The organism is Rickettsiella endosymbiont of Miltochrista miniata (genome assembly GCF_964031245.1).
In the GTDB taxonomy this organism is placed as follows: domain Bacteria; phylum Pseudomonadota; class Gammaproteobacteria; order Diplorickettsiales; family Diplorickettsiaceae; genus Aquirickettsiella.
On record NZ_OZ035017.1, the window covers coordinates 1201270 to 1225323 of the forward strand.

General features: G+C 41.1%; 19 protein-coding genes and 4 tRNA genes. 5 read left to right on the forward strand and 18 right to left on the reverse strand.

The annotated features are described in order from the left end of the window. Nucleotides 1-8 precede the first annotated feature (8 nt). The 12 genes from rpoC to AAHH40_RS05610 all read right to left on the reverse strand — a co-directional run bounded on the left by rpoC (nucleotide 9) and on the right by AAHH40_RS05610 (nucleotide 13077). Nucleotides 9-4247 (reverse strand): DNA-directed RNA polymerase subunit beta', encoded by a 4239-nt coding sequence (gene rpoC / locus AAHH40_RS05555; protein WP_342220807.1) that lies wholly within the window; start codon nucleotides 4245-4247, stop codon nucleotides 9-11. Nucleotides 4248-4445: 198 nt separating this feature from the next. Next, nucleotides 4446-8579, reverse strand: coding sequence for a DNA-directed RNA polymerase subunit beta (gene rpoB, locus AAHH40_RS05560; RefSeq protein WP_342219689.1), 4134 nt, complete (start codon nucleotides 8577-8579; stop codon nucleotides 4446-4448). A gap of 310 nt (nucleotides 8580-8889) precedes the next feature. After that, a complete protein-coding gene (gene rplL, locus AAHH40_RS05565) occupies nucleotides 8890-9273 on the reverse strand; it encodes a 50S ribosomal protein L7/L12 (protein WP_342219690.1) in 384 nt (127 codons plus the stop codon). 164 nt (nucleotides 9274-9437) lie between these two features. Continuing rightward, a complete protein-coding gene (rplJ, locus tag AAHH40_RS05570; protein WP_342219691.1) occupies nucleotides 9438-9968 on the reverse strand; it encodes a 50S ribosomal protein L10 in 531 nt (176 codons plus the stop codon). A 292-nt stretch (nucleotides 9969-10260) separates the two neighbouring features. Next, nucleotides 10261-10956, reverse strand: coding sequence for a 50S ribosomal protein L1 (rplA, locus tag AAHH40_RS05575; protein WP_342219692.1), 696 nt, complete (start codon nucleotides 10954-10956; stop codon nucleotides 10261-10263). Then, nucleotides 10949-11392, reverse strand: coding sequence for a 50S ribosomal protein L11 (gene rplK, locus AAHH40_RS05580; protein WP_342219693.1), 444 nt, complete (start codon nucleotides 11390-11392; stop codon nucleotides 10949-10951). The genes rplA and rplK overlap by 8 nt, the downstream gene beginning before the upstream one ends. 88 nt (nucleotides 11393-11480) lie before the next feature. Further along, complete coding sequence (nusG, locus tag AAHH40_RS05585; protein ID WP_342147892.1) at nucleotides 11481-12008, reverse strand: transcription termination/antitermination protein NusG; 528 nt, start codon at nucleotides 12006-12008, stop codon at nucleotides 11481-11483. A gap of 134 nt (nucleotides 12009-12142) precedes the next feature. After that, on the reverse strand, nucleotides 12143-12514 hold the full coding sequence (gene secE, locus AAHH40_RS05590) for a preprotein translocase subunit SecE (protein WP_342219694.1): 372 nt from the start codon (nucleotides 12512-12514) through the stop codon (nucleotides 12143-12145). A gap of 111 nt (nucleotides 12515-12625) precedes the next feature. Then, nucleotides 12626-12701: transfer RNA gene (locus AAHH40_RS05595), tRNA-Trp, on the reverse strand. An 11-nt stretch (nucleotides 12702-12712) separates the two neighbouring features. Further along, nucleotides 12713-12787 (reverse strand) — tRNA-Thr (locus AAHH40_RS05600). 95 nt (nucleotides 12788-12882) lie between these two features. Further along, a tRNA-Gly gene (locus AAHH40_RS05605) sits at nucleotides 12883-12957 on the reverse strand. 35 nt (nucleotides 12958-12992) lie between these two features. Next, nucleotides 12993-13077: transfer RNA gene (locus tag AAHH40_RS05610), tRNA-Tyr, on the reverse strand. Between the two features lie 114 nt (nucleotides 13078-13191). Here AAHH40_RS05610 and AAHH40_RS05615 point away from each other — a divergent pair. Further along, nucleotides 13192-13788: a MarC family protein gene (locus AAHH40_RS05615; protein WP_342219695.1), complete on the forward strand. Its 597-nt coding sequence runs from the start codon at nucleotides 13192-13194 to the stop codon at nucleotides 13786-13788. 119 nt (nucleotides 13789-13907) lie between these two features. Here AAHH40_RS05615 and rocD read toward each other — a convergent pair whose 3' ends face one another. From rocD to AAHH40_RS05635, 4 genes are all read right to left on the reverse strand, one after another. After that, entirely contained in the window at nucleotides 13908-15176 is a 1269-nt protein-coding gene (gene rocD / locus AAHH40_RS05620; RefSeq protein WP_342219696.1) for an ornithine--oxo-acid transaminase, read from the reverse strand. A 5-nt stretch (nucleotides 15177-15181) separates the two neighbouring features. Further along, nucleotides 15182-15337: a hypothetical protein gene (locus AAHH40_RS05625; protein ID WP_342219697.1), complete on the reverse strand. Its 156-nt coding sequence runs from the start codon at nucleotides 15335-15337 to the stop codon at nucleotides 15182-15184. A gap of 81 nt (nucleotides 15338-15418) precedes the next feature. Beyond that, nucleotides 15419-16084, reverse strand: a complete 666-nt coding sequence (locus AAHH40_RS05630; RefSeq protein WP_342219698.1) for a hypothetical protein — start codon at nucleotides 16082-16084, stop codon at nucleotides 15419-15421. Further along, nucleotides 16053-16640, reverse strand: coding sequence for a hypothetical protein (locus AAHH40_RS05635; RefSeq protein WP_342219699.1), 588 nt, complete (start codon nucleotides 16638-16640; stop codon nucleotides 16053-16055). The genes AAHH40_RS05630 and AAHH40_RS05635 overlap by 32 nt, the downstream gene beginning before the upstream one ends. Nucleotides 16641-16817: 177 nt before the next feature. Here AAHH40_RS05635 and AAHH40_RS05640 point away from each other — a divergent pair, with 177 nt between their 5' ends. The 3 genes from AAHH40_RS05640 to pgi all read left to right on the forward strand — a co-directional run bounded on the left by AAHH40_RS05640 (nucleotide 16818) and on the right by pgi (nucleotide 22186). Further along, nucleotides 16818-18995, forward strand: coding sequence for a cation:proton antiporter (locus AAHH40_RS05640; protein WP_342219700.1), 2178 nt, complete (start codon nucleotides 16818-16820; stop codon nucleotides 18993-18995). A 363-nt stretch (nucleotides 18996-19358) separates the two neighbouring features. Next, the gene (gene pcnB, locus AAHH40_RS05645; protein ID WP_342220808.1) at nucleotides 19359-20582 is read left to right on the forward strand and encodes a polynucleotide adenylyltransferase PcnB; all 1224 of its coding nucleotides are present in this window, start codon (nucleotides 19359-19361) and stop codon (nucleotides 20580-20582) included. Then, nucleotides 20579-22186 carry a glucose-6-phosphate isomerase gene (pgi, locus tag AAHH40_RS05650; RefSeq protein WP_342219701.1) on the forward strand — a complete coding sequence of 536 codons (1608 nt, stop codon included), beginning with the start codon at nucleotides 20579-20581 and terminating at the stop codon, nucleotides 22184-22186. The genes pcnB and pgi overlap by 4 nt, the downstream gene beginning before the upstream one ends. A gap of 88 nt (nucleotides 22187-22274) precedes the next feature. Here the strand turns inward: pgi and AAHH40_RS05655 are convergent, their stop codons facing one another. Together AAHH40_RS05655 and AAHH40_RS05660 are read right to left on the reverse strand one after the other, a co-directional pair. Beyond that, a complete protein-coding gene (locus AAHH40_RS05655) occupies nucleotides 22275-22640 on the reverse strand; it encodes a type II toxin-antitoxin system VapC family toxin (protein WP_342219702.1) in 366 nt (121 codons plus the stop codon). After that, a complete protein-coding gene (locus AAHH40_RS05660; RefSeq protein ID WP_342219703.1) occupies nucleotides 22634-22849 on the reverse strand; it encodes a ribbon-helix-helix protein, CopG family in 216 nt (71 codons plus the stop codon). The genes AAHH40_RS05655 and AAHH40_RS05660 overlap by 7 nt, the downstream gene beginning before the upstream one ends. Nucleotides 22850-22976: 127 nt before the next feature. Here AAHH40_RS05660 and AAHH40_RS05665 point away from each other — a divergent pair, with 127 nt between their 5' ends. Next, a complete protein-coding gene (locus AAHH40_RS05665; protein ID WP_342219704.1) occupies nucleotides 22977-23855 on the forward strand; it encodes an LOG family protein in 879 nt (292 codons plus the stop codon). The last annotated feature ends 199 nt before the right edge of the window (nucleotides 23856-24054 follow it).

A 24054-nucleotide genomic window follows, 5' to 3' on the forward strand; every position in this document is an offset into this window, starting at 1 on the left:
AGATAGTATTACTTCTCATCTTTCTTAGGCTCAGATAACGCCTCACTCAGCGCTTGTTCCACATCACTCGCTGTCATTTGTGGTGCCGCAGCAGCCGTTAAACGTTGTTGTTTTGCCAATATATTAGCAGCCCGCTGACGACGCGCTTCAGCATGATAAGCAAATCCAGTTCCTGCAGGAATTAAACGCCCGACTATCACGTTTTCTTTTAATCCTTTCAGTTCATCACGTTTTCCAGTAACCGCCGCCTCGGTTAATACACGTGTCGTTTCTTGGAATGACGCGGCTGAGATAAAGGAATCCGTCGCCAACGAAGCTTTGGTAATACCTAACAATACCGCTTCAAAACGTGCCGGTAATTTATTTTCAGCAACCAGCTTCCTATTTTCTTCTTTGAGACGTGATTCTTCCAATTGCTCGCCTTTTAGGTAACGACTTTCACCGGAGTCAAGGATATTTACTTTACGTAACATCTGACGAACGATTACTTCAATGTGTTTATCATTGATCTTCACCCCTTGTAATCGATACACTTCCTGAACTTCACTGACGATATAATTAGTCAGTGCGTTAATCCCTAACAAACGTAAAATATCATGTGGATTTAAAGGTCCATCGGCGACAATTTCACCTCGCTCTACGTGTTCACCTTCAAACACCGTCACGTGACGCCATTTAGGAATTAGCGCTTCAAACGCTTCGCCGTTATTGCCAGTAATCACTAAACGTCGTTTACCTTTCGTTTCTTTACCAAAGCTAATGATGCCGGATATTTCCGCTAAGATGGCAGGCTCTTTAGGCTTACGTGCTTCAAAAAGATCCGCGACACGTGGTAAACCACCGGTAATATCACGGGTTTTTGAAGTTTCTTGTGGAATACGTGCGACAATGTCACCCACGCCAACCGCAGCGCCATCTTCCAAACTCAAAATAGCATTAATCGGCAAGAAATAATGCGCTGGTAAACGCGTACCCGGCAAGAACAGATCATTACCTTCTTTATCGGTAAGTCTTACCATAGGACGTAATTCTTTACCTCCTGAGCCACGTTGCTTGGAATCCATGACCACAATACTGGTTAAACCGGTAAGTTCATCGGTTTGTCGATTCATGGTAATACCGTCGATTAAGTCGATAAACTTAACATAGCCGGCTACTTCCGTTACCACGGGATGCGTATGTGGATCCCATTGAGCAATTAATTGCCCTGGCACCACTTCGGTACCGTCAGAAACTTTAATAGCAGCACCATAAGGCAGCTTATAACGTTCTCTTTCACGACCCTGAGGATCCAACAGCGTTAATTCACCTGAACGTGAGACCGTCACATAATGCCCATCATTGTGTTTGACGAGCTTGATATTATGCAATTTAATGCGACCCTTAGATTTCACTTGGATATGATTAGCCAAAGCCACCTGCGAAGCCGCACCACCAATATGGAAGGTACGCATGGTTAACTGTGTACCGGGCTCCCCTATCGACTGAGCAGCGATAACGCCGACTGATTCACCAATACCCACTAAATGACCACGCGCTAAGTCACGGCCGTAACAGGCAGCACAGATACCATATTTAGCTTCACAGGTAATCGGCGAACGCACATTAACTTGATCCACTGCTCGCTCTTCTAAGATATTGACCCAATCTTCATCTAATAAGGTTCCTCTATTTACCACAATATCGTCACTACCTGGCAAGCTAACATCTTCAGCCAATACGCGGCCTAATACACGCTCACGTAATGGCACCATGATTTCTCCACCTTCAACATGGGGAGTAATAGCAATGCCTAAGGTCGCTCCGCAATCATCTTCAGTAACCACCATATCTTGAGCTACGTCAACCAGACGTCGGGTCAGATAACCGGAATTAGCGGTCTTAAGTGCGGTATCCGCCAAACCTTTACGCGCACCGTGTGTAGAAATAAAGTACTGCAATACGTCTAAACCTTCACGGAAGTTAGCCGTAATCGGTGTCTCAATAATGGTACCGTCCGGTTTAGTCATCAAACCTCGCATACCGGCCAACTGACGCATTTGCGCGGGTGAACCCCGGGCGCCTGAGTCTGCCATCATATACACTGGATTAAATGACTCTTGCGATACAATAGTACCATCAGCAGCCGTAACATTTTCGGTGGCTAATTTTTCCATCATCGCTTTAGCCACTTGATCATTGGTACGCGACCAAATATCAACCACCTTGTTGTAACGTTCTCCCTGCGTGACTAAACCGGATGCATATTGCGCTTCAATTTCTTTTACTTCGGTTTCAGCGGCCGCGATAATTGCGGCTTTATTTTCAGGAATGATCAAATCTTCAATCCCTACCGAAATACCGGCACGTGTGGCATAACCAAAGCCGGTATACATCAATTTATCAGCAAAAATAACCGTCGCTTTCAAACCCAAACGTCGATAACATTCATTGATAAGACTTAGTATTGCCTTTTTATTCAGTGTTTTATTAATTAGAGAAAAAGGTAAGCCATCTGGCAGCGTTTCACGTAACAAAGCTCTACCCACGGTGGTGTCAATTAGCTTAACCGACTCGTTACGTTCACCTTTCGCATCGAATAACACTTCAGTTATTCTCACTTTAATCTTGGCATGTAAATCTGCATAGCCTGCATCATACAACTGACGCACATCGTTAACATCGGCACAAATTAAGCCTTCGCCTTTAGCATTGATTTTGTCTCGCGTTAAATAATAAAGTCCTAACACCACATCCTGAGTCGGAAGGATAATCGGCTCGCCATTCGCGGGAGATAAAATGTTGTTAGTCGACATCATCAACGTACGCGCTTCTAGTTGGGCTTCGATGGTTAATGGAACGTGTACCGCCATTTGGTCACCGTCAAAGTCCGCGTTATAAGCGGTACAAACTAAAGGATGCAACTGGATTGCCTTGCCTTCGACTAATATAGGTTCGAATGCTTGTATACCTAAACGATGCAAGGTAGGTGCTCGGTTTAATAAGACCGGATGTTCACGAATCACATCTTCGAGTATATCCCAAACTTCAGGAGACTCATTTTCTACCATTTTCTTAGCAGCCTTGATCGTAGACGCTAAGCCACGGAATTGTAATTTACTTAAAATGAAAGGCTTAAATAACTCTAAAGCCATTTTTTTCGGTAAACCACATTGATGCAATTTTAATGTAGGGCCCACTACGATGACCGAACGACCTGAATAATCGACACGTTTACCCAGTAAATTTTGTCTAAATCGACCTTGTTTACCTTTGATCATGTCCGCCAAAGATTTTAATGGTCGTTTATTACTACCAGTAATAGCACGACCACGTCGACCGTTATCCAATAACGCATCTACTGATTCTTGCAACATACGTTTTTCGTTACGCACGATAATGTCGGGTGCGTTCAAATCTAATAAACGCTTAAGACGGTTATTACGATTGATCACACGTCGATAAAGATCATTCAGATCCGACGTCGCAAAACGTCCCCCATCTAAAGGTACTAAAGGACGTAAATCAGGTGGGAGTACGGGCAATACGGTTAACACCATCCATTCTGGTTTATTACCGGATTGGTCAAATCCTTCTAACAGTTTTAAGCGTTTGGAGAATTTTTTTAATTTGGTTTCCGAGCTGGTATTGGGAATCTCTTCACGTAAGGTATTGATTTCTTCCTTCATATTTAAGGTGATCAGTAATTGCTGTATGGCTTCGGCACCCATACGCGCATCAAATTCGTCACCATGTTCTTCGATAGCTTCTAAGTATTGCTCATCAGTTAAAAGCTGACCACGTTCCAAGGTTGTCATGCCTGGCTCTATGACCACAAATGCTTCAAAATATAGAACGCGTTCTATATCGCGTAATGTCATATCGAGTAATAAACCGATACGTGATGGTAAAGACTTTAAAAACCAAATATGGGCGACTGGGCTTGCCAGTTCGACATGACCCATACGCTCACGTCGTACTTTAGTCAATGCCACTTCAACACCGCATTTTTCACAAATCACACCACGATGTTTAAGCCGCTTGTACTTACCACATAGACATTCATAATCCTTAATCGGCCCGAAGATTTTTGCACAAAACAAACCATCTCTTTCAGGTTTGAAAGTGCGGTAATTAATGGTCTCTGGTTTTTTAACTTCACCATAAGACCAAGTACGAATCATTTCCGGCGAAGCTAAGGAGATACGAATATTATCAAACTCATCCAAATAATCTTCTTGCTTCAATATTCCCAATAAATCCGACATCAACGGTTTATCAGCAAATACTTTGTTTCTTTCATTGTTTGCGTTCGACTCGATCGCTTCCGCCATGCTCGCCAAGCTTTCTTGAGCGGGCTCTGGCTTCACTAGTTCGGATGCAATCGTCGTAGCCTGCTCAAGCTCTGACTTTACAGTGTCTGCTTTTGGTTTAGATGTAGCCAAGGTTATAGTCCCCACTTCAGGTTAATCTTTGGTTTCTAATTCTGCATTAATTGCCAAGGAGCGTATTTCCTTGACTAATACGTTAAATGATTCTGGCATACCCGCTTCCATTTGATGGTCACCATCAACAATGTTCTTGTACATCTTGGTTCGACCGGCAACGTCATCCGATTTGACTGTTAACATTTCTTGTAAAGTATAAGCCGCTCCATAAGCTTCTAACGCCCAAACTTCCATTTCACCAAACCGCTGACCACCAAATTGCGCTTTACCGCCCAGTGGTTGTTGAGTGACTAAGCTATACGATCCAGTAGAACGTGCATGCATCTTATCATCGACTAAATGATTCAACTTAAGCATGTACATATAACCCACCGTAACAAGTCGTTCAAAACGTTCGCCGGTCCTACCATCATAGAGCGTGGTTTGTCCTGATTCTGGCAAATCAGCCAAGCGCAACATGCGTTTAATTTCCGCTTCGGTCACACCATCAAAAACAGGTGTTGCCATAGGCACGCCGTGACGTAAATTTTGCGCCAGCTCAACAACAGACTCATCCGATAATTTGTCTAAATCTACTTTTTGTGCCGTTTCTTTCGTGTCGTTATAAATAGACCCTAAGAAGTGTTTAATTTCTTTAATATTTTTTTGCGCATCCAGCATGTCACCAATTTTGATACCTAAACCTTTTGCTGCCCAACCTAAATGCGTTTCCAGCACCTGACCCACATTCATACGTGATGGTACGCCTAAAGGGTTAAGAACGATATCAACCGGTGTGCCATCTTCCATATAGGGCATATCTTCTACGGGAATGATGGTAGAAATAACTCCCTTATTACCATGTCGACCGGCCATTTTATCTCCGGGCTGTATACAACGCTTGATGGCTAAATGAACTTTAACAATCTTAAGTATGCCAGGTGCTAAATCGTCACCTTGGGTTAGTTTTTTTCGTTTATTCTCAAACTTCTCATCTAATGCGAGACGTGCCGCTTCTAACTGTTTGGCAACGGCTTCTAATTGCTGGTTAGCCGCTTCATCACGCAAGCTGACGGAAAACCATTGATCTTTAGCCAGATTTTGTAAATATTCACAGGTAACTTTGCTACCTGACTTTAATTTATTCGGTCCATTGCTCGCCGTAGCACCGATCAATAAGGTTTCTAGACGTTGATAACAATCATTTTCTAAAATTCTAAACTCGTCGTATAAATCTTTTTTAATTTTATCTAAAGCCATTTCTTCAATACTTAACGCGCGTTTATCTTTTTCTAAACCATCTCGCGTGAATACTTGAACATCAATGACTGTACCACGCATTCCAGAAGGCACACGTAGCGAACTGTCTTTTACATCCGACGCTTTTTCGCCAAATATCGCGCGTAATAGTTTTTCTTCAGGTGTTAACTGCGTTTCACCCTTAGGTGTTACTTTTCCAACCAATATGTCACCGGCTTCTACCCAAGCGCCTAAATGCACAATACCCGACTCATCTAATTTAGAGAGAGCACTTTCGCCAACATTGGGAATATCGGATGAAACTTCTTCGGTCCCTAATTTAGTGTCACGTGCAATACAGGTTAATTCTTCGATATGTATCGTGGTAAAACGATCTTCAGAAACAACCCGCTCAGAAATCAAAATAGAATCTTCAAAGTTGTATCCATTCCACGGCATGAAAGCTACCAGCAGATTACGCCCTAAAGCTAACTCACCTAAGTCGGTAGAAGGACCGTCCGCCATAACGTCGCCCTTCTTAATCATATCGCCTTTCTTTACTAAAGGCCGTTGATTAATACAGGTATTTTGATTAGAGCGCGTATATTTTGTCAGATTGTAAATATCGACACCGGCCGTGCCTGCTGTTGCCTCTTTATCATCAACACGAACGACGATACGACCTGCATCAACGGAATCAATAAAACCGCCACGTTTAGCCACTACAACCACACCGGAGTCTACCGCTACTTTACGTTCCATACCGGTACCCACTAAAGGTTTTTCAGTACGCAAGGTAGGCACCGCTTGACGTTGCATGTTCGAACCCATCAATGCACGGTTTGCATCGTCATGTTCTAAGAAGGGAATCAAAGAGGCTGCCACCGAAACAACTTGGGCCGGTGAAATATCCATATAATTGACTTTATCTGCGGTCGTCAGCATCGACTCGTTACGATGCCGACAAGGAATTAAGTCATCGATCAACTTACCATGGCCATCAAGACGTGTGTTGGCCTGCGCAATGACATATTTACCTTCTTCAATGGCCGATAAATATTGAATCTCTTTGGTTACTTTACCATTTTCAACTTTACGATACGGTGTTTCAAGAAAACCATAATGGTTAGTTCGAGCATACACCGCCAAAGAATTGATTAATCCAATGTTCGGTCCTTCAGGTGTTTCAATCGGACAAACACGACCGTAATGCGTAGGATGCACGTCTCGAACTTCAAAACCTGCTCGTTCACGGGTTAGACCGCCAGGCCCTAAGGCAGATACGCGACGTTTATGCGTAATTTCGGAGAGCGGATTCACCTGATCCATGAACTGCGATAATTGACTGGAACCAAAAAACTCTTTGATTGCCGCTGAGATAGGCTTAGCATTAATAAGATCTTGCGGCATTAAATTTTCAGATTCAGCCACGCTTAAACGATCTCTAACGGCTCGTTCAACACGCACTAAACCAATACGAAATTGATTTTCGGCCATTTCACCGACACTACGTACGCGACGATTGCCTAAATGATCGATATCATCCACATCGCCTTTACCATTACGTATTTCGATCAATGCGCGTAACACAGCCACAATATCATCTTTGGTCAAGGTACCAGACCCAGTAATTTCTTCACGGCCTAAGCGACGATTAAACTTCATCCGTCCTACTGCAGATAAATCGTAACGATCCAAAACAAAAAATAAATTTTTAAATAAAGCCTCCGCAGCTTCTTTAGTGGGTGGCTCACCCGGACGCATCATACGGTAAATTTCTACCAATGCTTCTTGCTGACTGTGACTTGGATCAATACGTAAGGTGGTAGAGATATAAGCACCCGAATCTAAATCGTTGGTATATAAGGTTTCTATTTTTTCTATCTGTGCTTCTATTAATTTTTTGACAGTATCTGCACTTAATTCTGTGTTCGCTTCAAATAAAATTTCGCCGGTTTCTGCATTAATAATAGGCTTGGCCAATGTTTTGCCAATCAAGTAATCTATCGGTAACTCTAAGTGTTTGATCTTAGCTTTTTCTATTTCACGAATTTGTCTTACCGCAATACGCCGACCTTGCTCAACAATCACTTTGCCACTGGCATCTTTAATATCAAAGCTCGCTATTTCACCACGCAAACGTTCGGGCACTAAATCTAAAACAACCTTCTCACCCTTTAGATGAAAGACATTATTACTAAAAAATAACTCTAATATCTCTTCTGAGGTATAACCTAATGCGCGTAATAATATGGTTGCGGCTAATTTACGTCGTCTATCAATACGAACAAACAAATTATCTTTAGGATCAAATTCAAAATCTAACCAAGAACCGCGATACGGAATAATTCTCGCCGCGTATAACAATTTACCTGAAGAATGCGTTTTACCTTTATCATGCTCGAAAAACACACCGGGTGAACGATGTAACTGTGAAACTACCACCCGATCCGTTCCATTAATCACAAAACTTCCTGTATCAGTCATCAATGGCAGCTCGCCCATGTAAACTTCTTGTTCTTTAATATACTTGAGCTTTGTTGAACCTGGCGCTGCTTCTTTATCGTAAATAATTAAACGCATTTTTACACGTAAAGGAGCGCCGTAAGTTAAACCGCGGGCTTGGCATTCTTTAACATCAAAAGGCGGTTGCCCGATTCGATAATTAATATATTCCAACGTAGCTTCGCCACCAGAATAAGAAGAAATAGGAAATATAGATTTAAATGCGGCATTAAGTCCCACATCTTCTAGCGCATCCGGCGAGGTATCTGTTTGTAAAAATCGATGATAAGACTCAATTTGCGTCGCTAATAAATAGGGCGCTTCCATTATGGTCGCTTGTTTACCAAAATTTTTACGAATACGTTTTTTTTCAGTAAATGAATAAGGGGTATTTGTTTGCTCAGTTGCTGGGGATGTCCGAATTACCATCTAAAGTTCACCTAGTTAGAGAACAGAATAAATAAAGAAAAATCGCGCCCATTATGTCTGGGCCTATGTTTATGTTGGTTATTGATAACGCTTTAAAGTCTATTTTTTACACAATTTCAGTGAATTATAGAACTTCAATCTCACTCTTAGTCCCTATTTAACCCTACGTCCTACGACCAACATCGTCTTAAATCCAAATCTTATATAATGTACTGCACATTTAAAGATTAAAAATATATGCTTAGAAACTAGTTTCATAACATAAAGAATGCCCAGCATAAATCTGAGCATTCTTTTAGTGTTATAAAACTTATTTCATTTCGCCTACAGCTTTAGCTTCTGTAAGCTTAGCGATAAGCTTTTCGGCATCTGCTTTAGACATACCTTCTTTAATGACCGCTTTAGGTGCTGATTCAACTAAATCTTTAGCCTCTTTTAAGCCAAGGCCAGTTTCTTCGCGCACTACTTTAATCACATTGATCTTATTAGGACCCACTTCTTTCAACTCAACATTGAATTCGGTTTTTTCTTCAACCGCTGCCGCTGCTGCACCAGGTGCTGCTGCCACGGCGACTGTAGCGGCGGCTGCAGAAACACCAAATTTTTCTTCCATATTCTTAATAAGATCAACAACTTCCATGACACTCATGTTAGAAATTGTATCTAATACATCTTCTTTTGCTTTAGCATTCATATTAATCACTCCAAAAAAATAACTTTAACTTATACTCTTCGCACTTGAATTTTTGTCTGTGTTACCGCTCGACTCGCAATCCTCATGTATGTCTAATACACTCCGGTTGCTCATTGTCGCGGCGCCTTGCCAAAAATCCCATTGCTGTGAGTATCTACAGCGCATTATGCGGCTACTTGTTGCTTATCACGCACAGCAGCCAATGTACGTACCAGTTTGGCTTGTGGTTCAGCCAGTGTACGCACTAACTTAGTAATCGGTGCTTTTATAACTGCCATCAATGTCGCAATTGCTTCATTACGGGTTGGAAGATTCGCGAGTTTTTCGAGTTCATTCACTGCTAGTAATTGACCATCAAAGGCAACTGCCTTAACGACCAATTTTTCATTTTGCTTAGTAAATGTTCGAATAAGCCGCGCTGCTGCACCTGGCTCTTGTTGGGAAAACGCCAAAAGTAAAGGACCTACCAGCGTATCTTGTAAACACGCAAAGCCTGTACCTTCTAAAGCACGACGCGCCAAGGTATTACGCACGACACGTAAATACACTCCAGAACTGCGTGCTTGTAAGCGTAATTGACTCATTTCCCCTACACTTAAACCACGATATTCAGCAGTGACTGCTGATAACGCATTTTTTGCAACCTCTCCAACTTCCGCAACAATGGCCTGTTTATCTTCAAGTCTTAATGTCACGTTGGTTTTCTCCTCATGTATTGTTCAACCATCGACTACTACTGGATGATGGTTAAAGGCTCGGTGGCCGTAAAGGTTCACCGTCTGCGTAGGTAATAAATTAAGCACCAAATTATCAAGAGGGACTTTGAAATCTATCTTTTTAATGCCGGCGCACCTACGGTCTCCGACAGTTAGAGGGAAAGCCCTTTAACTGCGAATTCATTCCCACTATTATATCAAGTGGGGGTAGCTCTTCTATCCTAAATACGCTAAATAGTCAAGCCGTAAACCGTTATTCCGGATACTCTACTTAACTTGCCTCTAAGGATGCCAAATTAATTAATAAACCAGGGCCCATCGTACTGGAAAGACTCAGCTTCTTTAAATAAACACCTTTAGCTGTAGCTGGCTTAGCCTTTTTAACCGCTCCTACCAGAACCTCTAAATTCTGCAGTAATTGCTGAGTCTCAAAACTCAACTTACCAATAGTACAGTGGATTATTCCGCCCTTATCGGCACGGTAGCGCACCTGACCCGACTTTGCGTTGGCAACCGCCGTATTTACATCCATCGTTACTGTGCCTATCTTAGGATTAGGCATCAAGTTTCTTGGTCCTAATATCTGACCAAGTTGGCCGACTAAGCGCATAGCGTCAGGCGTTGCAATCAGCACATCAAAATCTAAGTTACCGGCTTTAATGCTTTCAGCCAAATCCTCAAAGCCCACGATATCAGCACCTGCTGCCTTCGCGGCTTCGGCATTGGCCGCCTGAGCAAACACAGCAACTCGTGGTGTCTTACCTATTCCATGGGGCAATACTACAGCGCCACGAACGGTTTGGTCCGATTTTCGTGGATCAACGCCTAAATTGATACTAACATCCACACTCTGGTTGAATTTAACTGGAAACTCTTTGAGCAAAGCGATGGCTTCTGCAACTGTATATACCTTCCCAGGAAGCAGCTTTTCTTTAATCACACGGAAACGTTTACTTAACTTAGCCATTTTTAGCTTCCCCCTCGACTTCAACACCCATATTACGCGCCGTACCCGCTATCGTGCGCATAGCAGCTTCTAAATCGCCTGCGGTTAGATCAGGCATTTTAACTGTTGCAATCTCAGCCAGTTGTTTACGAGTAATTTTACCGACTTTATTTTTGTTGGGGATACTACTCGCTTTGCTGATCCCGGCTGCCTTCATAATTAAATAAGAAGCAGGGGGAGTTTTGATAATAAAGGTAAAGCTACGATCGGTGTGTACCGTAATCACTACTGGCATCGGCATGCCTTTTTCTACATTTTGCGTACGCGCATTAAAGGCCTTGCAAAATTCCATAATATTCACCCCTTGTTGCCCCAAAGCAGGACCAATAGGTGGCGCAGGATTAGCCTCGCCGGCTTTTACCTGTAACTTTACATAGGCTTGTATTTTCTTTGCCATTTTTACCTCCGGGTTTAACGCTTAATACAATTAAGCTTCCCATCGTTTATTTCCATCCCTTTCTTACTAAAAAAGGGCCCACAATGCATCAAGCTTTTTTAACTTGACCAAACTCTAATTCAACCGGTGTGGAGCGGCCAAAAATAATAACTGAGACGCGCATACGATTTTTTTCATAGTTTACTTCTTCAACCTCACCATTAAAGTCAGCAAAAGGTCCATCCACGACACGGACCACTTCGCCCACTTCAAACAAGACTTTCGGCCGAGGTTTATCTACCCCTTCTTGCATACGTTGTAAAATCTTATCAACCTCTTTACTGCTCAGAGGCACTGGCTTATCACTTGTTCCACCGATAAATTTAATCACGCCTGGCGTTTTTTGAACGAGATACCAACTATCTTCATCCATATCCATTTCAACTAAAACATATCCTGGATAAAATTTACGTGCTGTTTTACGCTTACGACCTTGGTGAATTTCGACCACCTCTTCAGTCGGCACAATAATTTGACCAAATTTCTCTGTTAGACCTTGCTGCTTAATTCGTTCATTTAAAGCATCCAAAACCTTGCGCTCATAGCCTGAACGCGCTTGTACGACATACCATTGCATAGGTCCATGCGCAGTTTTTTCTTCTGCTTTAGGTGATTTTTCATTAGTTGAAACAGGATCGTTTGACGATTGCTCTGAAACATCGGAATGAAGTTCTGATTTTTTTTCTGTCATACGTTAACTATCCTCTTCATTTACGCTGTTAAAAAAGCAACTGCCCATAATAAGAGTGTATCTATACCCCATAAAAACAAACCCGCTACCACAACCATCGCCATAACAATCAAAGTAGTACGCACGGTTTCTTCTCGTGATGGCCATACTACTTTGCGTAGTTCAGCACGTGAAGCTTGTGCAAACGCCCAAAACCGCCGGCCTAGTGTCGTATAGAAAAATAATGATGCCAACACCAGCGCACCTATTATCCAGCCTATCAAGCGAATAGCAATGGCCTGATGAGAAAAATAACTATTGGCGTAAATAGTCAATAGAAAAAGAACTCCCATCATGATCCAGAGCATGGAATCTTTTTTAGTTGCCTTGTTTTCAAGCTTTACGTTCTTCATTTCACCTATTTCTATTTTCTGCAAAAAACTGAGTCACTTGATTTGGTTTATCAATGCCTCACTGTTAACAGCAGCCTTCGGCATCAAATATACTCTGCGCACTTAAGTTTTTGGCAGGCCAGGAGGGAATCGAACCCCCAACCTGCGGTTTTGGAGACCGCCGCTCTGCCAATTGAGCTACTGGCCTAATTCTACTCATGGAGCCCACAACCGGGATCGAACCGGTGACCTCTTCCTTACCAAGGAAGTGCTCTACCACTGAGCCATGTGGGCCTGCATGCATTTAAAAATTTCTGTACCCTTTTCCGTTTCTGGGCTAAGTTTTTAGTATTTGTCCAGTTGGTTGCTAGTTTGCCTGCATCGCTTTTTGGAGCGGGTGATGGGAATCGAACCCACATAGCCAGCTTGGAAGGCTGGAATTCTAACCGTTGAACTACACCCGCAATACGACGTTCTTGTTTAATATCTAAAAATTAACTGGTGGAGGGGGAAGGATTCGAACCTTCGAAGGCTGAGCCGGCAGATTTACAGTCTGCTCCCTTTGGCCGCTCGGGAACCCCTCCTCAAAATTGAGGGGCTATTTTGCGAAAGTCAAGGCTGGATGTCAACCACTATCTCAATTACAATACATAAATATTTTTTGTGTACTCTTAGCACTTTTTATTATGCATTTTCAAATGAACATTTATTCCGCGGCTGTGACACTTTTTTTAGTCATGGATCCGCTCGGAAATATCCCGGTTTTCTTATCATTACTCAAACAAGTTGACCCAAAACGACGTACTAAAATTATTTTGCGCGAAAGTTTAATTGCATTGGCTATCCTGACACTTTTTTTATTTTGTGGAAAACCTATCTTAGACAGCTTGCATATTACCGAAGAAGCCTTAGGCATCGCAGGTGGAATTATTTTATTTCTTATTGCGATCAAAATGTTATTCCCTATGGAGCAAAATAAATTGGCCATTCAATCTCAAGGAGAACCTTTTATTGTTCCTATGGCCATTCCTTTGCTCGCTGGCCCTTCCGCCATGACAACCGTCATCTTATTCGCCAGTGAAGCACCGCATCGAATGGGTGAATGGTTTGCCGCGCTAGCAGCCGCTTCGCTGATAGCGACACTACTACTTTTAATTGCCGTACCTTTACAAAAATTATTGGGCGTCAAAGTCATCGCTGCATTAGAACGTTTAATGGGAATGATATTAACCACCATTGCCGTACAAATGTTTTTAACCGGTCTAGGTACCTACCTTAGTACTCTTCGCACTTGAATTTTTTTCTGCGTTCCCGCTCAACTCACAAACCTCATGTATGTCTACTCCGGTTGTTTCGTTTTCGCGGCGCCTTGCCAAAAATCCAATTGCTGCGAGTATTTTTGATTAATATGCTTTTAATTTTGCTGAACAGTATTCGCTAACAATACTTTTTTCAGGATCGTTAGCGCTTCATCTAATTGCTCTTTGCTAATAACTAAAGGGGGCGCTAAACGAATAACCGTACCGTGCGTTTCATAGCTTAATAAACCATGTTCTAATAACTGTAAAACAATGTCACGCCCTTTCGCATAGCGTGCATCCAGTTCGACACCGATGAATAAACCTTTACCACGAACTTCTTTGATTAAAGGTGATGAAATTTTTAATAGGTTTTGATGTAAATAGTCACCTAGCTCTTCTGAACGTTGAATTAGATTTTCATCGAACAATATGTTTAAGGCTTCCAAAGCAACCGTCGCTGCCAGTGGGTTGCCACCAAAAGTACTGCCATGATCACCCGGTGTAAAAACATCCATGACATCACGACGGGTTAAAAATAATGAGACCGGTAATAAACCACCACCTAATGCTTTACCCAGAATCAAACCATCCGGTTTAGTATTCTCATGCTCGCACGCCAAAAATTTGCCTGTTCTACCTAGACCTGTTTGTATTTCATCAAAAATGAGTAAAACATTATTTTCTCTACAGACTTTTGCGATGGCTTGCAAATATCCTTTGGGCGGCACAACTATGCCTCGTTCACCTTGGATAGGTTCCACTAAAAAAGCCGCTGTATTGGGCGTGATTGCAGCCGACAAAGCGGCTGCATCACCATATTCTATGGTTTTAAATCCTGGCGCAAAAGGACCAAAACCGAACTGATACTGTGGTTTTGATGACATGCCCACTACGGTTGTGGTACGGCCATGAAAGTTACCTCGACAAACAATGATCTCAGCTTGATTTTCTGCGACCTTTTTAACGGTATATGCCCATTTTCTAGCCGCTTTGATCGCTGTTTCTACCGCTTCAACCCCCGTGTTCATGGGTAAAGCACGCTCCATCTGCGTTAAATCGCAGGCATGCTTTAAAAAAGCGCCCAATCTATCACTATAAAAAGCGCGTGAACAAATTGATAAGCGTTGTGCCTGCTGCGTTAAAACCTTTACCAAGCGAGGATGACTATGGCCATGACTGACCGCTGAGTAAGCACTCATCATATCGATATAACGCTTACCAGCGACATCCCATACCTCTGCACCTAAACCACGAGTGAGTACCACCGGCAAAGGATCATAATTGGCTGCGCCATAACGTTGTTCCAGCTTGACGGGATTATTCAGGCTTAGATCGTTCGAAAAGCTAGTCTGTTGATCGGCGATAGCGCTTTGCTTACCCATTTAGTTTAAACTCCAAAAATACTCAGCAACATTTCCATAATTAATCTTTCCGTTTTATCATCCCTATCATGATAAGGGTTGTATTCAACCACTTCAACTCCAATCAGCGATGTTTCTTGACGAAATTGACTGAGTACGCAGCATGCAAAAGAAAAGGACATTGTGATAAGCAATGTCCTTCGGTAATGAACGGCTAAACTAGCCACTCCAAAAACACTAATTTTTAATAGGAAGCCGTCATCTTAGAGAGTACAACTATTCTCATTAGGTGGTTGTATTTCTTCAGTTTTAGAACTATGAGGGTTACTAAAAAATCTTCCGTAAGTATTAGTGATTTTTTGAGATTGGGTTTTGCTCGGAATCGCAATGGACTGTGTAGTAGTTTCGCTACCCAAAGTTTTAGGTTCATCTGCCCAATCTTCATCATTACCTTCATCCTGGATTTCTGCTAAATCGGGATCAATAAACTGGCGATTTTTACCAAGAACTCTTTCAAAGACATTTTTCAGATCCATGCTATTCTCGATGTTAGGCTTATTTGGAAGTTGTCCTCTCTCTTCTACCGACTTAAGTTTTATACCTTTCTTAATGTCATCAAATAAAACACTATTGTCATTACCAAGCGCACTCCTAACGGGTGCTTTAGTAGTTTTAACCGATGAAGTAGATGGGCCTGGGCTTACGCCAGTACCACTAAGAGTAGGAGGAGGCGGCGGCGGTGGTGGTGATAGCACTGATTTTGTGGCTTGCTCTGATGTCGATGTTGATGATCCAAATGCATACCCCCTTGCTCTAAAAGATTCATCTGAATCGGCAAGCCCCGGTGGGACATCTCCATTGCTTGAAGTATCATTCTCTGCATGTTCAACATTCACTTTAATTACGATTTTCAACAAATTTTCCAACAACCATTTTTAAATTTTCCTTAAAATCACTATTTTGTTGTAAATCAAAATAATTACCTTTTTTCAACTTTTGCTTGATTAACTCCATTGCTGATCCTAGAGATTCATTCGCAGTCTCAGCGTTAACAATTTCAAATCGTTGTGTATTAAATAATTTTCTTACCCAGTAACCCAAGAGTTGCGCCCAATAAACAATACGCCATGAATTTGACTCTAGTGTCGGTTTAACTTCGATAGTAGATTCTTTTGGGAGAAAATAACGCAATAGATCCCTTTCATTGTATTTGGCGACAATAAATGCGACTAAGCAGTCAAAAGCATCGGTGTATTTTCGTCGTTGAGCAGGATCCATATTTTCAAATCGATGTTTCTTAAGTAAACTTGCAAACTCTTCGATACCAACATTATTCATAGCATCAAAAAATTCTTTAACACGAATAGCAAGCTTCATTTGATAACTATCTATGTTTTTGTCATCAAGCTTATCAATATAAACAAAAAAATTATCCATAATATTTACGGTTCTACGCTGAAGGCCAACCGCTTGTATTTCTGTCATATTTACTACCCTATTATATTAATGTTTTAAACTGTTTATGTGATCACTCTCCTAGAGTAAAGAAAAAATCTTAATGAAATATTAAGTTCTAAGAAAAAAGGTTACTCAGTGTAAGTTTCAATATAAAGTCATGCAAAAAAACTTGCTATATCCTAAAAGCCGACTAACAATAGATCTATGCAACCCCTTGCTCCACTTATTAAAGATTTAGCCGTCATACTAGGCGTAGCCAGCTTAGTCACACTTTTATTTCAAAAAATAAGACAACCGGTCGTATTGGGTTATCTATTATCCGGAATTATTGTCGGCCCTCATGTTCCTCCCTATGATCTCGTTGCCGATGTACCCAGCTTGCATACGCTCTCAGAATTGGGCGTTATCTTTTTGATGTTCTCCCTCGGTTTAGATTTTAGTTTTCATAAACTTAAACGAGTTGGAACACCGGCTATCATTACCGGCTTGTTTGAAGTGTTGATAGTTTTATTTATTGGTTTCATGCTAGGCAAAATTTTGGGCTGGTCTACTTATGATTGTATTTTTTTAGGTGCCGCACTTTCCATCTCATCTACCACTATCATCATCAAAGCGATGGAAGAATTGGGTTTAAAAAGCAAGCATTTTGCGGAACTCGTATTTGGTGTGTTGATTGTTGAAGATCTGCTCGCGATTTTATTACTTGCCGGTCTGTCTATCGTGGTTGGCACACATGCCGTTATTTCTGCCACACTCGCAGACTCGGCTATTAAACTTTTTATAGTCGTTGGCAGTTGGTTTTTGATCGGTTATTTTTTAATTCCTACGCTGATTCGAAAACTAGTCGATGTCGCGAATCAAGAAACCTTAACCATCGTCTCAGTAGCATTGTGTTTATTGCTGGTCTGTATTGCTGCTTATTTTGGCTATTCTTCAGCATTGGGCGCCTTTATTATGGGCTCCATATTGGCTGAAACGGATTTAATCCAGTTTATTGAACAATATATGCGGCCTATCCGCGATATTTTTGCGGCAGTATTTTTCATTTCGGTGGGTATGCTTATCGATCCGAATATGATTATTCAAAATATATGGATAGTGTTGCTGATTTCTATCATCACGATCATTGCTAAGATTCTTGCCACCGGCACCGGCGCATTAGCATCGGGACAAAGTTTAACCACTTCAGTGCGCGCAGGTTTTAGTATGGCGCAAATTGGTGAGTTTTCTTTTATTATTGCCGGATTAGGACTGACATTACAGGTGACACGCCCTGCACTATTTCCTATTATCATCGCCGTATCGGCCGTCACCACGTTTACTACGCCCTATCTCATCATGTCATCGGCTGCATTGAGTAAACTTTTGGAAAAAAATCTTCCCATACGAGTAAGACAACTACTAAGCCATTACACGATACTCATTCATCGCTACCTCAGACTTAAGAAAAAACGAGCAGTGTATAGTCAATATATCACGCGTTTACTGATTAACAGTGTCATGGTGGCTATTATTTTTAGCTTAAGCGAAAAATGGATATTTCCAAAAATTAGTGAATGGATCCCCGCAACTTATTGGGTAAACACCTTAAGCTGTCTGATTGCTTTATTATTAGCCTCGCCGTTTATCTGGGGTATGATTTTTGCTTACCGTGCTTTCCCTCACCGACGCCATGCTGCGATTAGACCTATCATCGCTTTAGGATGGATTTTCACTTTAACCGTTATCACGACCTTAGCGATTACCTATTTTCATACCTGGTCCATTATTTTACTGTTAATCATTATTGCGTTTACACTATTTAGTTTATTGCATAAACCTCTGCAAAAATTTTATCCTTGGTTAGAAAAAAGATTTCTAGCCAATATTAAAACACCTAGCATTCAAGAAATTTCCAAAGATGAATTAAGCGCTTGGGGTGTAAATTTAAAAGGGACAGATATTCAAAATAATTATTATTTTATTAATAAAACCCTACAAGAATTGGACCTGGCGCAACAATTTGGCATTCATGTGATCGCCCTTTATCGTGGCCCAAAAATTATTTTGACCCCGCCACATCATGAAAAAATTAGGCTTTATGATAAACTTTTTATTTTAGGTAGTGACGAACAAATCGATACCTTTAGTCAGTTATTACAGGTGAATACCTATCAAGAAGAACTGGAACTATTTAACCACCTGGAATTAAAAACTTTTTTACTCGATAAAAGCCACTCTTTCGTTGGGCTTACTATAGAAGAAGCCATGCAAAAAAATCATATCGATGGAATAGTACTAGGCATGGAGCGCAAAGGGGTCAGAAAAATTAACCCAAGTAAAAATACTATCTTACGTAAAGAAGATCTGTTGATTTTGTTAGTGTATAAAGCACCAACTTAAAAGAAGTATTTAAGCTAGCTGAATAACCTCTTACTCGCCATTGCAAGCACCGCGGCATACGGTTCGTCATTGCGAGCGCCGCAGGCGCGCGGCAATCTAGACATTCGCTCGCCATGACAGTGATTTTTTTATACTATTGTGAAAGAATTTTGGTAGCATACATGCCTAGGAACAGGTTAGTGTGATAAAGCATTGAGCAACAGATCAACTATCAACCCTTACTAACCGACTCATTAATCAATTACACAGAAGAGGAAGATTCCCATTATTAAGCAGTTTTTTCATCGATTATTTCCCAAAAAAATAGCTCACGCACAAGCTAAAATCATCCCTAGGGCTGAACATACTATTTCCCGCAAAGATATTAGTCATAATGCGCTTAAGGTTCTATATCGACTCAATCAACATAAATATAGCGCTTATTTAGTCGGGGGTTGTTTACGTGATATTTTACTCAATCAAAAACCTAAGGACTTTGACATCGCCACCAATGCCAGTCCCGAAAACATCAAAAAGCTATTTCGCAATTGTTTATTGATTGGCAGACGCTTTCGTCTCGCACATATTCGCTTTGGCAGAGAAATCATTGAGGTTAGTACCTTTCGGGCGCAAAGCAAAAAAAAATCCTTTGAACATCGCAAAATTGCCACGCATGGTATGTTGTTACGCGATAATGTCTACGGAACCATTGAAGAAGACGTTTGGCGGCGAGATTTTACTATGAACGCCCTCTATTACAATATCGCCGATTTTTCTTTAGTCGACTATTGTGGCGGCTTGGCCGACATACAAAATAAAACGGTACGCATTATCGGCGAACCACGCATTCGTTACCAAGAAGATCCGGTTCGATTATTGCGTGCTATACGGTTTGCCGGAAAATTAGGTTTCCAATTAGATCCAGCTACTGCAGAACCAATACAAGAACTTGCCCCATTACTCCGTCATGTGCCACCTGCTCGTTTATTTGAAGAAGTACTTAAACTTTTTCATCATGGCCAAGCCTTAAAAACTTATCAACTACTACAGCAATATCATTTACTCAATGAATTATTTCCACACGTTAACCAAGACTCTGTAGATGATACAAACGACAAACTTCTAGAACTGGCCTGCGAAAACACTGATAAGCGTATCAAAGATGGAAAAACAGTTTCGCCAGCATTTTTGTTTGCAGTGTTTTTATGGCCTACTGTTCAAAGCAAAGCTCAACAACTCATTACTCAACACACACCGACATTTATTGCCTATCAACACGCGGTAAGTTATGCACTGAGCAAACAACAAAAGCTCATTACCATCCCGCGTCGTTATAGTTCCGCCATTCGTGAAATATGGGATTTACAACATCGATTGTTGCAACGACGTCCTTTTATGCTACATCGTTTAATGAATCATCCACGCTTTCGTGCTGCTTATGATTTTTTATTATTACGCGCCGAAATCAAAGAGATTGATCCAGATATTGCAAATTGGTGGACTGGATTTTTAGAAGCCGATGATGAAACCAGAAAACAATTAATCCTAACCGCAACACAAGCGCCGCGAGGAGCCAAACGTCCTAAAAAACGAGGAAGAACAATATGAAAGGAATCGAAGCGGGATTGACTCAATCGGCTAGTTGGAAAGATTTAAACCAACATTTTTTACAAATTAAAAAAACCAGCATCGCAGAATTATTTCATCATGATCCATTACGCGCTAAAAAATTTAGCTTAACTGAAAAAAACTTACATTTTGATTATTCAAAAAATCCTGTACTTGATAAAACGCTGACACTATTAGCCCAATTGGCAGATAATGCTCACCTGAAGAAACATATCCATGACTTATTTTCAGGTGCCTGCGTCAACACCACGCAACAACTTCCTGCCTTACACACCGCATTACGCGATCCTAGAAAAACCGGATTAATTGTGAATGGCGAAGATGTCTTGGTCAAAATTCATGCCTGTTTAGATAAAATGCAACTTTTCGTGGAACAACTACATCAACACCAATGGCGCAGTTTTAACGGCAAAAAAATAACCGATATCATCAATTTAGGTATAGGAGGATCAGATTTAGGGCCCTTAATGGCCGTTCATGCCTTGCAACCCCTGCAAAAAAACTCGTTTCGTTTTCATTTTGTCTCATCGATCGATGACCGAACCTTGCAAAGCTTATTAAAAAAAATAGACTTAGAATGCAGCTTATTTATTATTACCAGCAAATCTTTCACCACGTGCGAAACGCTCCTGAATGCCACAAGCATCCTAAAGCTATTTCAAGAAAAATTTAGCTCAGCATCCATTAAACAGCATTTTTTAGCCGTCACCAGCGAAATCGAAAAAGCCATCGCATTCGGTATTAATCCTGAGTGTGTATTTCCATTTTGGGATTGGGTCGGCGGTCGCTACTCATTATGGTCAGCGGTTGGTTTACCGATCGCCTTATGCATCGGTATGTCAAATTTTCGCGAACTGCTCAGCGGTGCGCATGCTATGGATCAACATTTTTTTCATCAACCCTGGTTATCTAACATGCCGGTGTTGTTAGGTCTGTTAGGCATATGGCAAGTCAATTTCTTTCTTTCTTCAGCTCATGCGGTATTACCTTACGATGCAGGGTTAAAATATTTTCCTGCTTACTTGCAACAATTAGAGATGGAAAGTAATGGTAAATCGACGCGTATTAATGGTGAAGCCGTAGAGTATGCCACCTGTCCGATCATTTTCGGAGACATTGGTTTAAATGCCCAACATGCTTTTAATCAACTTTTTCATCAAGGTACGGCACATTTTTCAGCTGATTTTATTTGTACGTTGCGTGATCCCAAACTTAATATTCAACATCACCAACATGTCATCGCCAGTGCTTTAAGTCAAAGTAAAGCCTTTATGGAAGGTTATCACAGCGATATTTGCTACAAAAATCTGCCGGGAAATCATGCCAACAATATGCTGGCATTGAATGAGCTGAATCCTTTTAGTTTAGGAATGTTAATTGCACTTTATGAACATAAAGTATTCGTGCAAAGTGTCATCTGGCAGATTAACCCCTTTGATCAATGGGGCGTTGAATATGGCAAACAATTAAATAAAAAGGTTTATCAATGCTTGAATAAGCCTAGCGACCAACAGATGTCTGCAAACTTTGATTCATCAACAGAAGGACTCATCGAACTCTATCAACAGATTAATCGGACATAAAGCGATTAAAAAATCGGTTAGAAAAATATCAGCTTAATGATAAAACGGATTAAGGTAGGTAATACCGTGGTCTGAATAGCAGAAACACCTAAAGTTTATAGGGCACGCGAATCCCTGGTTCTTTTTCAGTAAAATCTTTAGTATTCCGAGTAATTAACAACATAGAATTAGCTTGCGCAGATGCCCATATTACCGCATCAGGTAACTTGATGCGATATTGTTTACGAAGTGAAACAGCTTGCTCAGCAACAAAATCATCAAGTGCAATTAGGTAAAAACTATTCAAAAAAGCTTTTGTCCTTTTTTCAGTCGTAGAGACAGTACCTACCATGACTTCCATCCATGTCACGATACTAATCGCTTTCTCGCGGTAAAGTCTTAGCTCGTCTCGCGCTTGTGGCACGGCATTTAAATAATCCACTAAAATGTTGGTATCAAAAAGCGCTTTTACCATTCGGAACGAATCTTGCGTTGATATTTAAGCCCATCTGTTTTCTTTTTTCCCCATAAACCAAAAGCATCCACGGGTTTTTTGGATCGATGTTCGACGATATAGGCTGCTATTGCTTCTCGAACGACTGCAGCACGAGATAGGTTTTCCTGCTTACATATCTCAGCTAATTCGCCCAGCTGTTTATCGGGTATATCGACTAAGGTTCGCATAATGTCCTCGCCAAGAATGATATCTTTACTATATATCATTCTTCATGATATTACTATCCTTGATTTGTATTAGGCACACTCGAATAGCACTGATATACTTACGATTTATACCCATCAAGGTTAATGAATGGATATTGCAGATTCTAAGCCGTTTTCATCCGCGAAAGTCGAAGTTAAAAAGCGTAGCCGGCAAAAAGTGGCCTGGCCTGCCTTTGAACTGGCCTTTTTAGACCATGATTTTTTGCTCCACAAATCCTTACGTTCGGTGCGCTTACAACTAGAGTTGTTAAAACCAGAACTCTCGCAACAAAAGCTAAAGATCGAATCCACCATTGTTGTGTTTGGCAGCGCTCGAGTTGTCGATCCAGAAGTGACCAAGCAGGAGTTAAAGCAAATACAAAAAAAATTAAAACAGACGCCCAATAGTGCTTCCGCCAAAAAAGCAGAAAAATTGCTTAAAAACCAACTAGAAAAAGGCAAATACTACGAAGAATCGCAACGTTTCAGTCAAATTGTCTCGGAGCGCTGTCAAAAAAATCGACGTCGTCATTTCGTCATTGTCACCGGCGGTGGGCCAGGCATTATGGAGGCGGCCAATCGCGGTGCACAGGATGTCAAAGCCAAAAGTATCGGTTTAAATATCGTGCTACCACACGAACAAAGCCCCAATCCTTATATTTCGCCGGAACTCTGCTTTCAATTCCATTATTTTGCGATACGCAAAATGCATTTTCTGATCCGTGCCCGAGCCTTAGTCTGCTTCCCCGGCGGCTATGGTACTTTGGATGAACTCTTTGAAGCCTTAACCTTGTTACAAACCAAAAAAATCAAACCGATTCCCTTGCTATTATTCGGCAAAAAATATTGGTCAAAATTAATCGATTTTAATTTTTTACTCAGTGAAGGTATGGTCGATGCCAACGATTTAAAATTATTTCATTATGTTGAAACCGCCGAGCAGGCCTGGAAAATCATCGCTCAATTTTATGATTTGCCGATGAAATAAATTTTCAAATTGTTTAAATTCACAACTATTTCTTAGCTATTCCATAGTTTTACTGCCTAAAACCAACGGCCGGCTAGTTCACTCTTAATCTGCACGTAACCTTTCATTAAGAAAACCTTAAGAGTTTCTTAAGGTTCATCGCGTAGAATTAAATAAGTAAAAAACCTTTATTAATAAAAAGAATAATAATTCAATACAA

Coding starts and splice junctions, on each gene's coding strand:
- rpoC (WP_342220807.1), bottom strand. CDS start 4,247: ATGTCGGATTTATTGGGAATATTGAAGCAAGAAGATTATTTGGATGAG.
- rpoB (WP_342219689.1), bottom strand. CDS start 8,579: ATGGTAATTCGGACATCCCCAGCAACTGAGCAAACAAATACCCCTTAT.
- rplL (WP_342219690.1), bottom strand. CDS start 9,273: ATGAATGCTAAAGCAAAAGAAGATGTATTAGATACAATTTCTAACATG.
- rplA (WP_342219692.1), bottom strand. CDS start 10,956: ATGGCTAAGTTAAGTAAACGTTTCCGTGTGATTAAAGAAAAGCTGCTT.
- rplK (WP_342219693.1), bottom strand. CDS start 11,392: ATGGCAAAGAAAATACAAGCCTATGTAAAGTTACAGGTAAAAGCCGGC.
- nusG (WP_342147892.1), bottom strand. CDS start 12,008: ATGCAATGGTATGTCGTACAAGCGCGTTCAGGCTATGAGCGCAAGGTT.
- secE (WP_342219694.1), bottom strand. CDS start 12,514: ATGAAGAACGTAAAGCTTGAAAACAAGGCAACTAAAAAAGATTCCATG.
- AAHH40_RS05615 (WP_342219695.1), top strand. CDS start 13,192: ATGAACATTTATTCCGCGGCTGTGACACTTTTTTTAGTCATGGATCCG.
- rocD (WP_342219696.1), bottom strand. CDS start 15,176: ATGGGTAAGCAAAGCGCTATCGCCGATCAACAGACTAGCTTTTCGAAC.
- AAHH40_RS05625 (WP_342219697.1), bottom strand. CDS start 15,337: ATGTCCTTTTCTTTTGCATGCTGCGTACTCAGTCAATTTCGTCAAGAA.
- AAHH40_RS05635 (WP_342219699.1), bottom strand. CDS start 16,640: ATGACAGAAATACAAGCGGTTGGCCTTCAGCGTAGAACCGTAAATATT.
- AAHH40_RS05640 (WP_342219700.1), top strand. CDS start 16,818: ATGCAACCCCTTGCTCCACTTATTAAAGATTTAGCCGTCATACTAGGC.
- pgi (WP_342219701.1), top strand. CDS start 20,579: ATGAAAGGAATCGAAGCGGGATTGACTCAATCGGCTAGTTGGAAAGAT.
- AAHH40_RS05655 (WP_342219702.1), bottom strand. CDS start 22,640: ATGGTAAAAGCGCTTTTTGATACCAACATTTTAGTGGATTATTTAAAT.
- AAHH40_RS05660 (WP_342219703.1), bottom strand. CDS start 22,849: ATGCGAACCTTAGTCGATATACCCGATAAACAGCTGGGCGAATTAGCT.
- AAHH40_RS05665 (WP_342219704.1), top strand. CDS start 22,977: ATGGATATTGCAGATTCTAAGCCGTTTTCATCCGCGAAAGTCGAAGTT.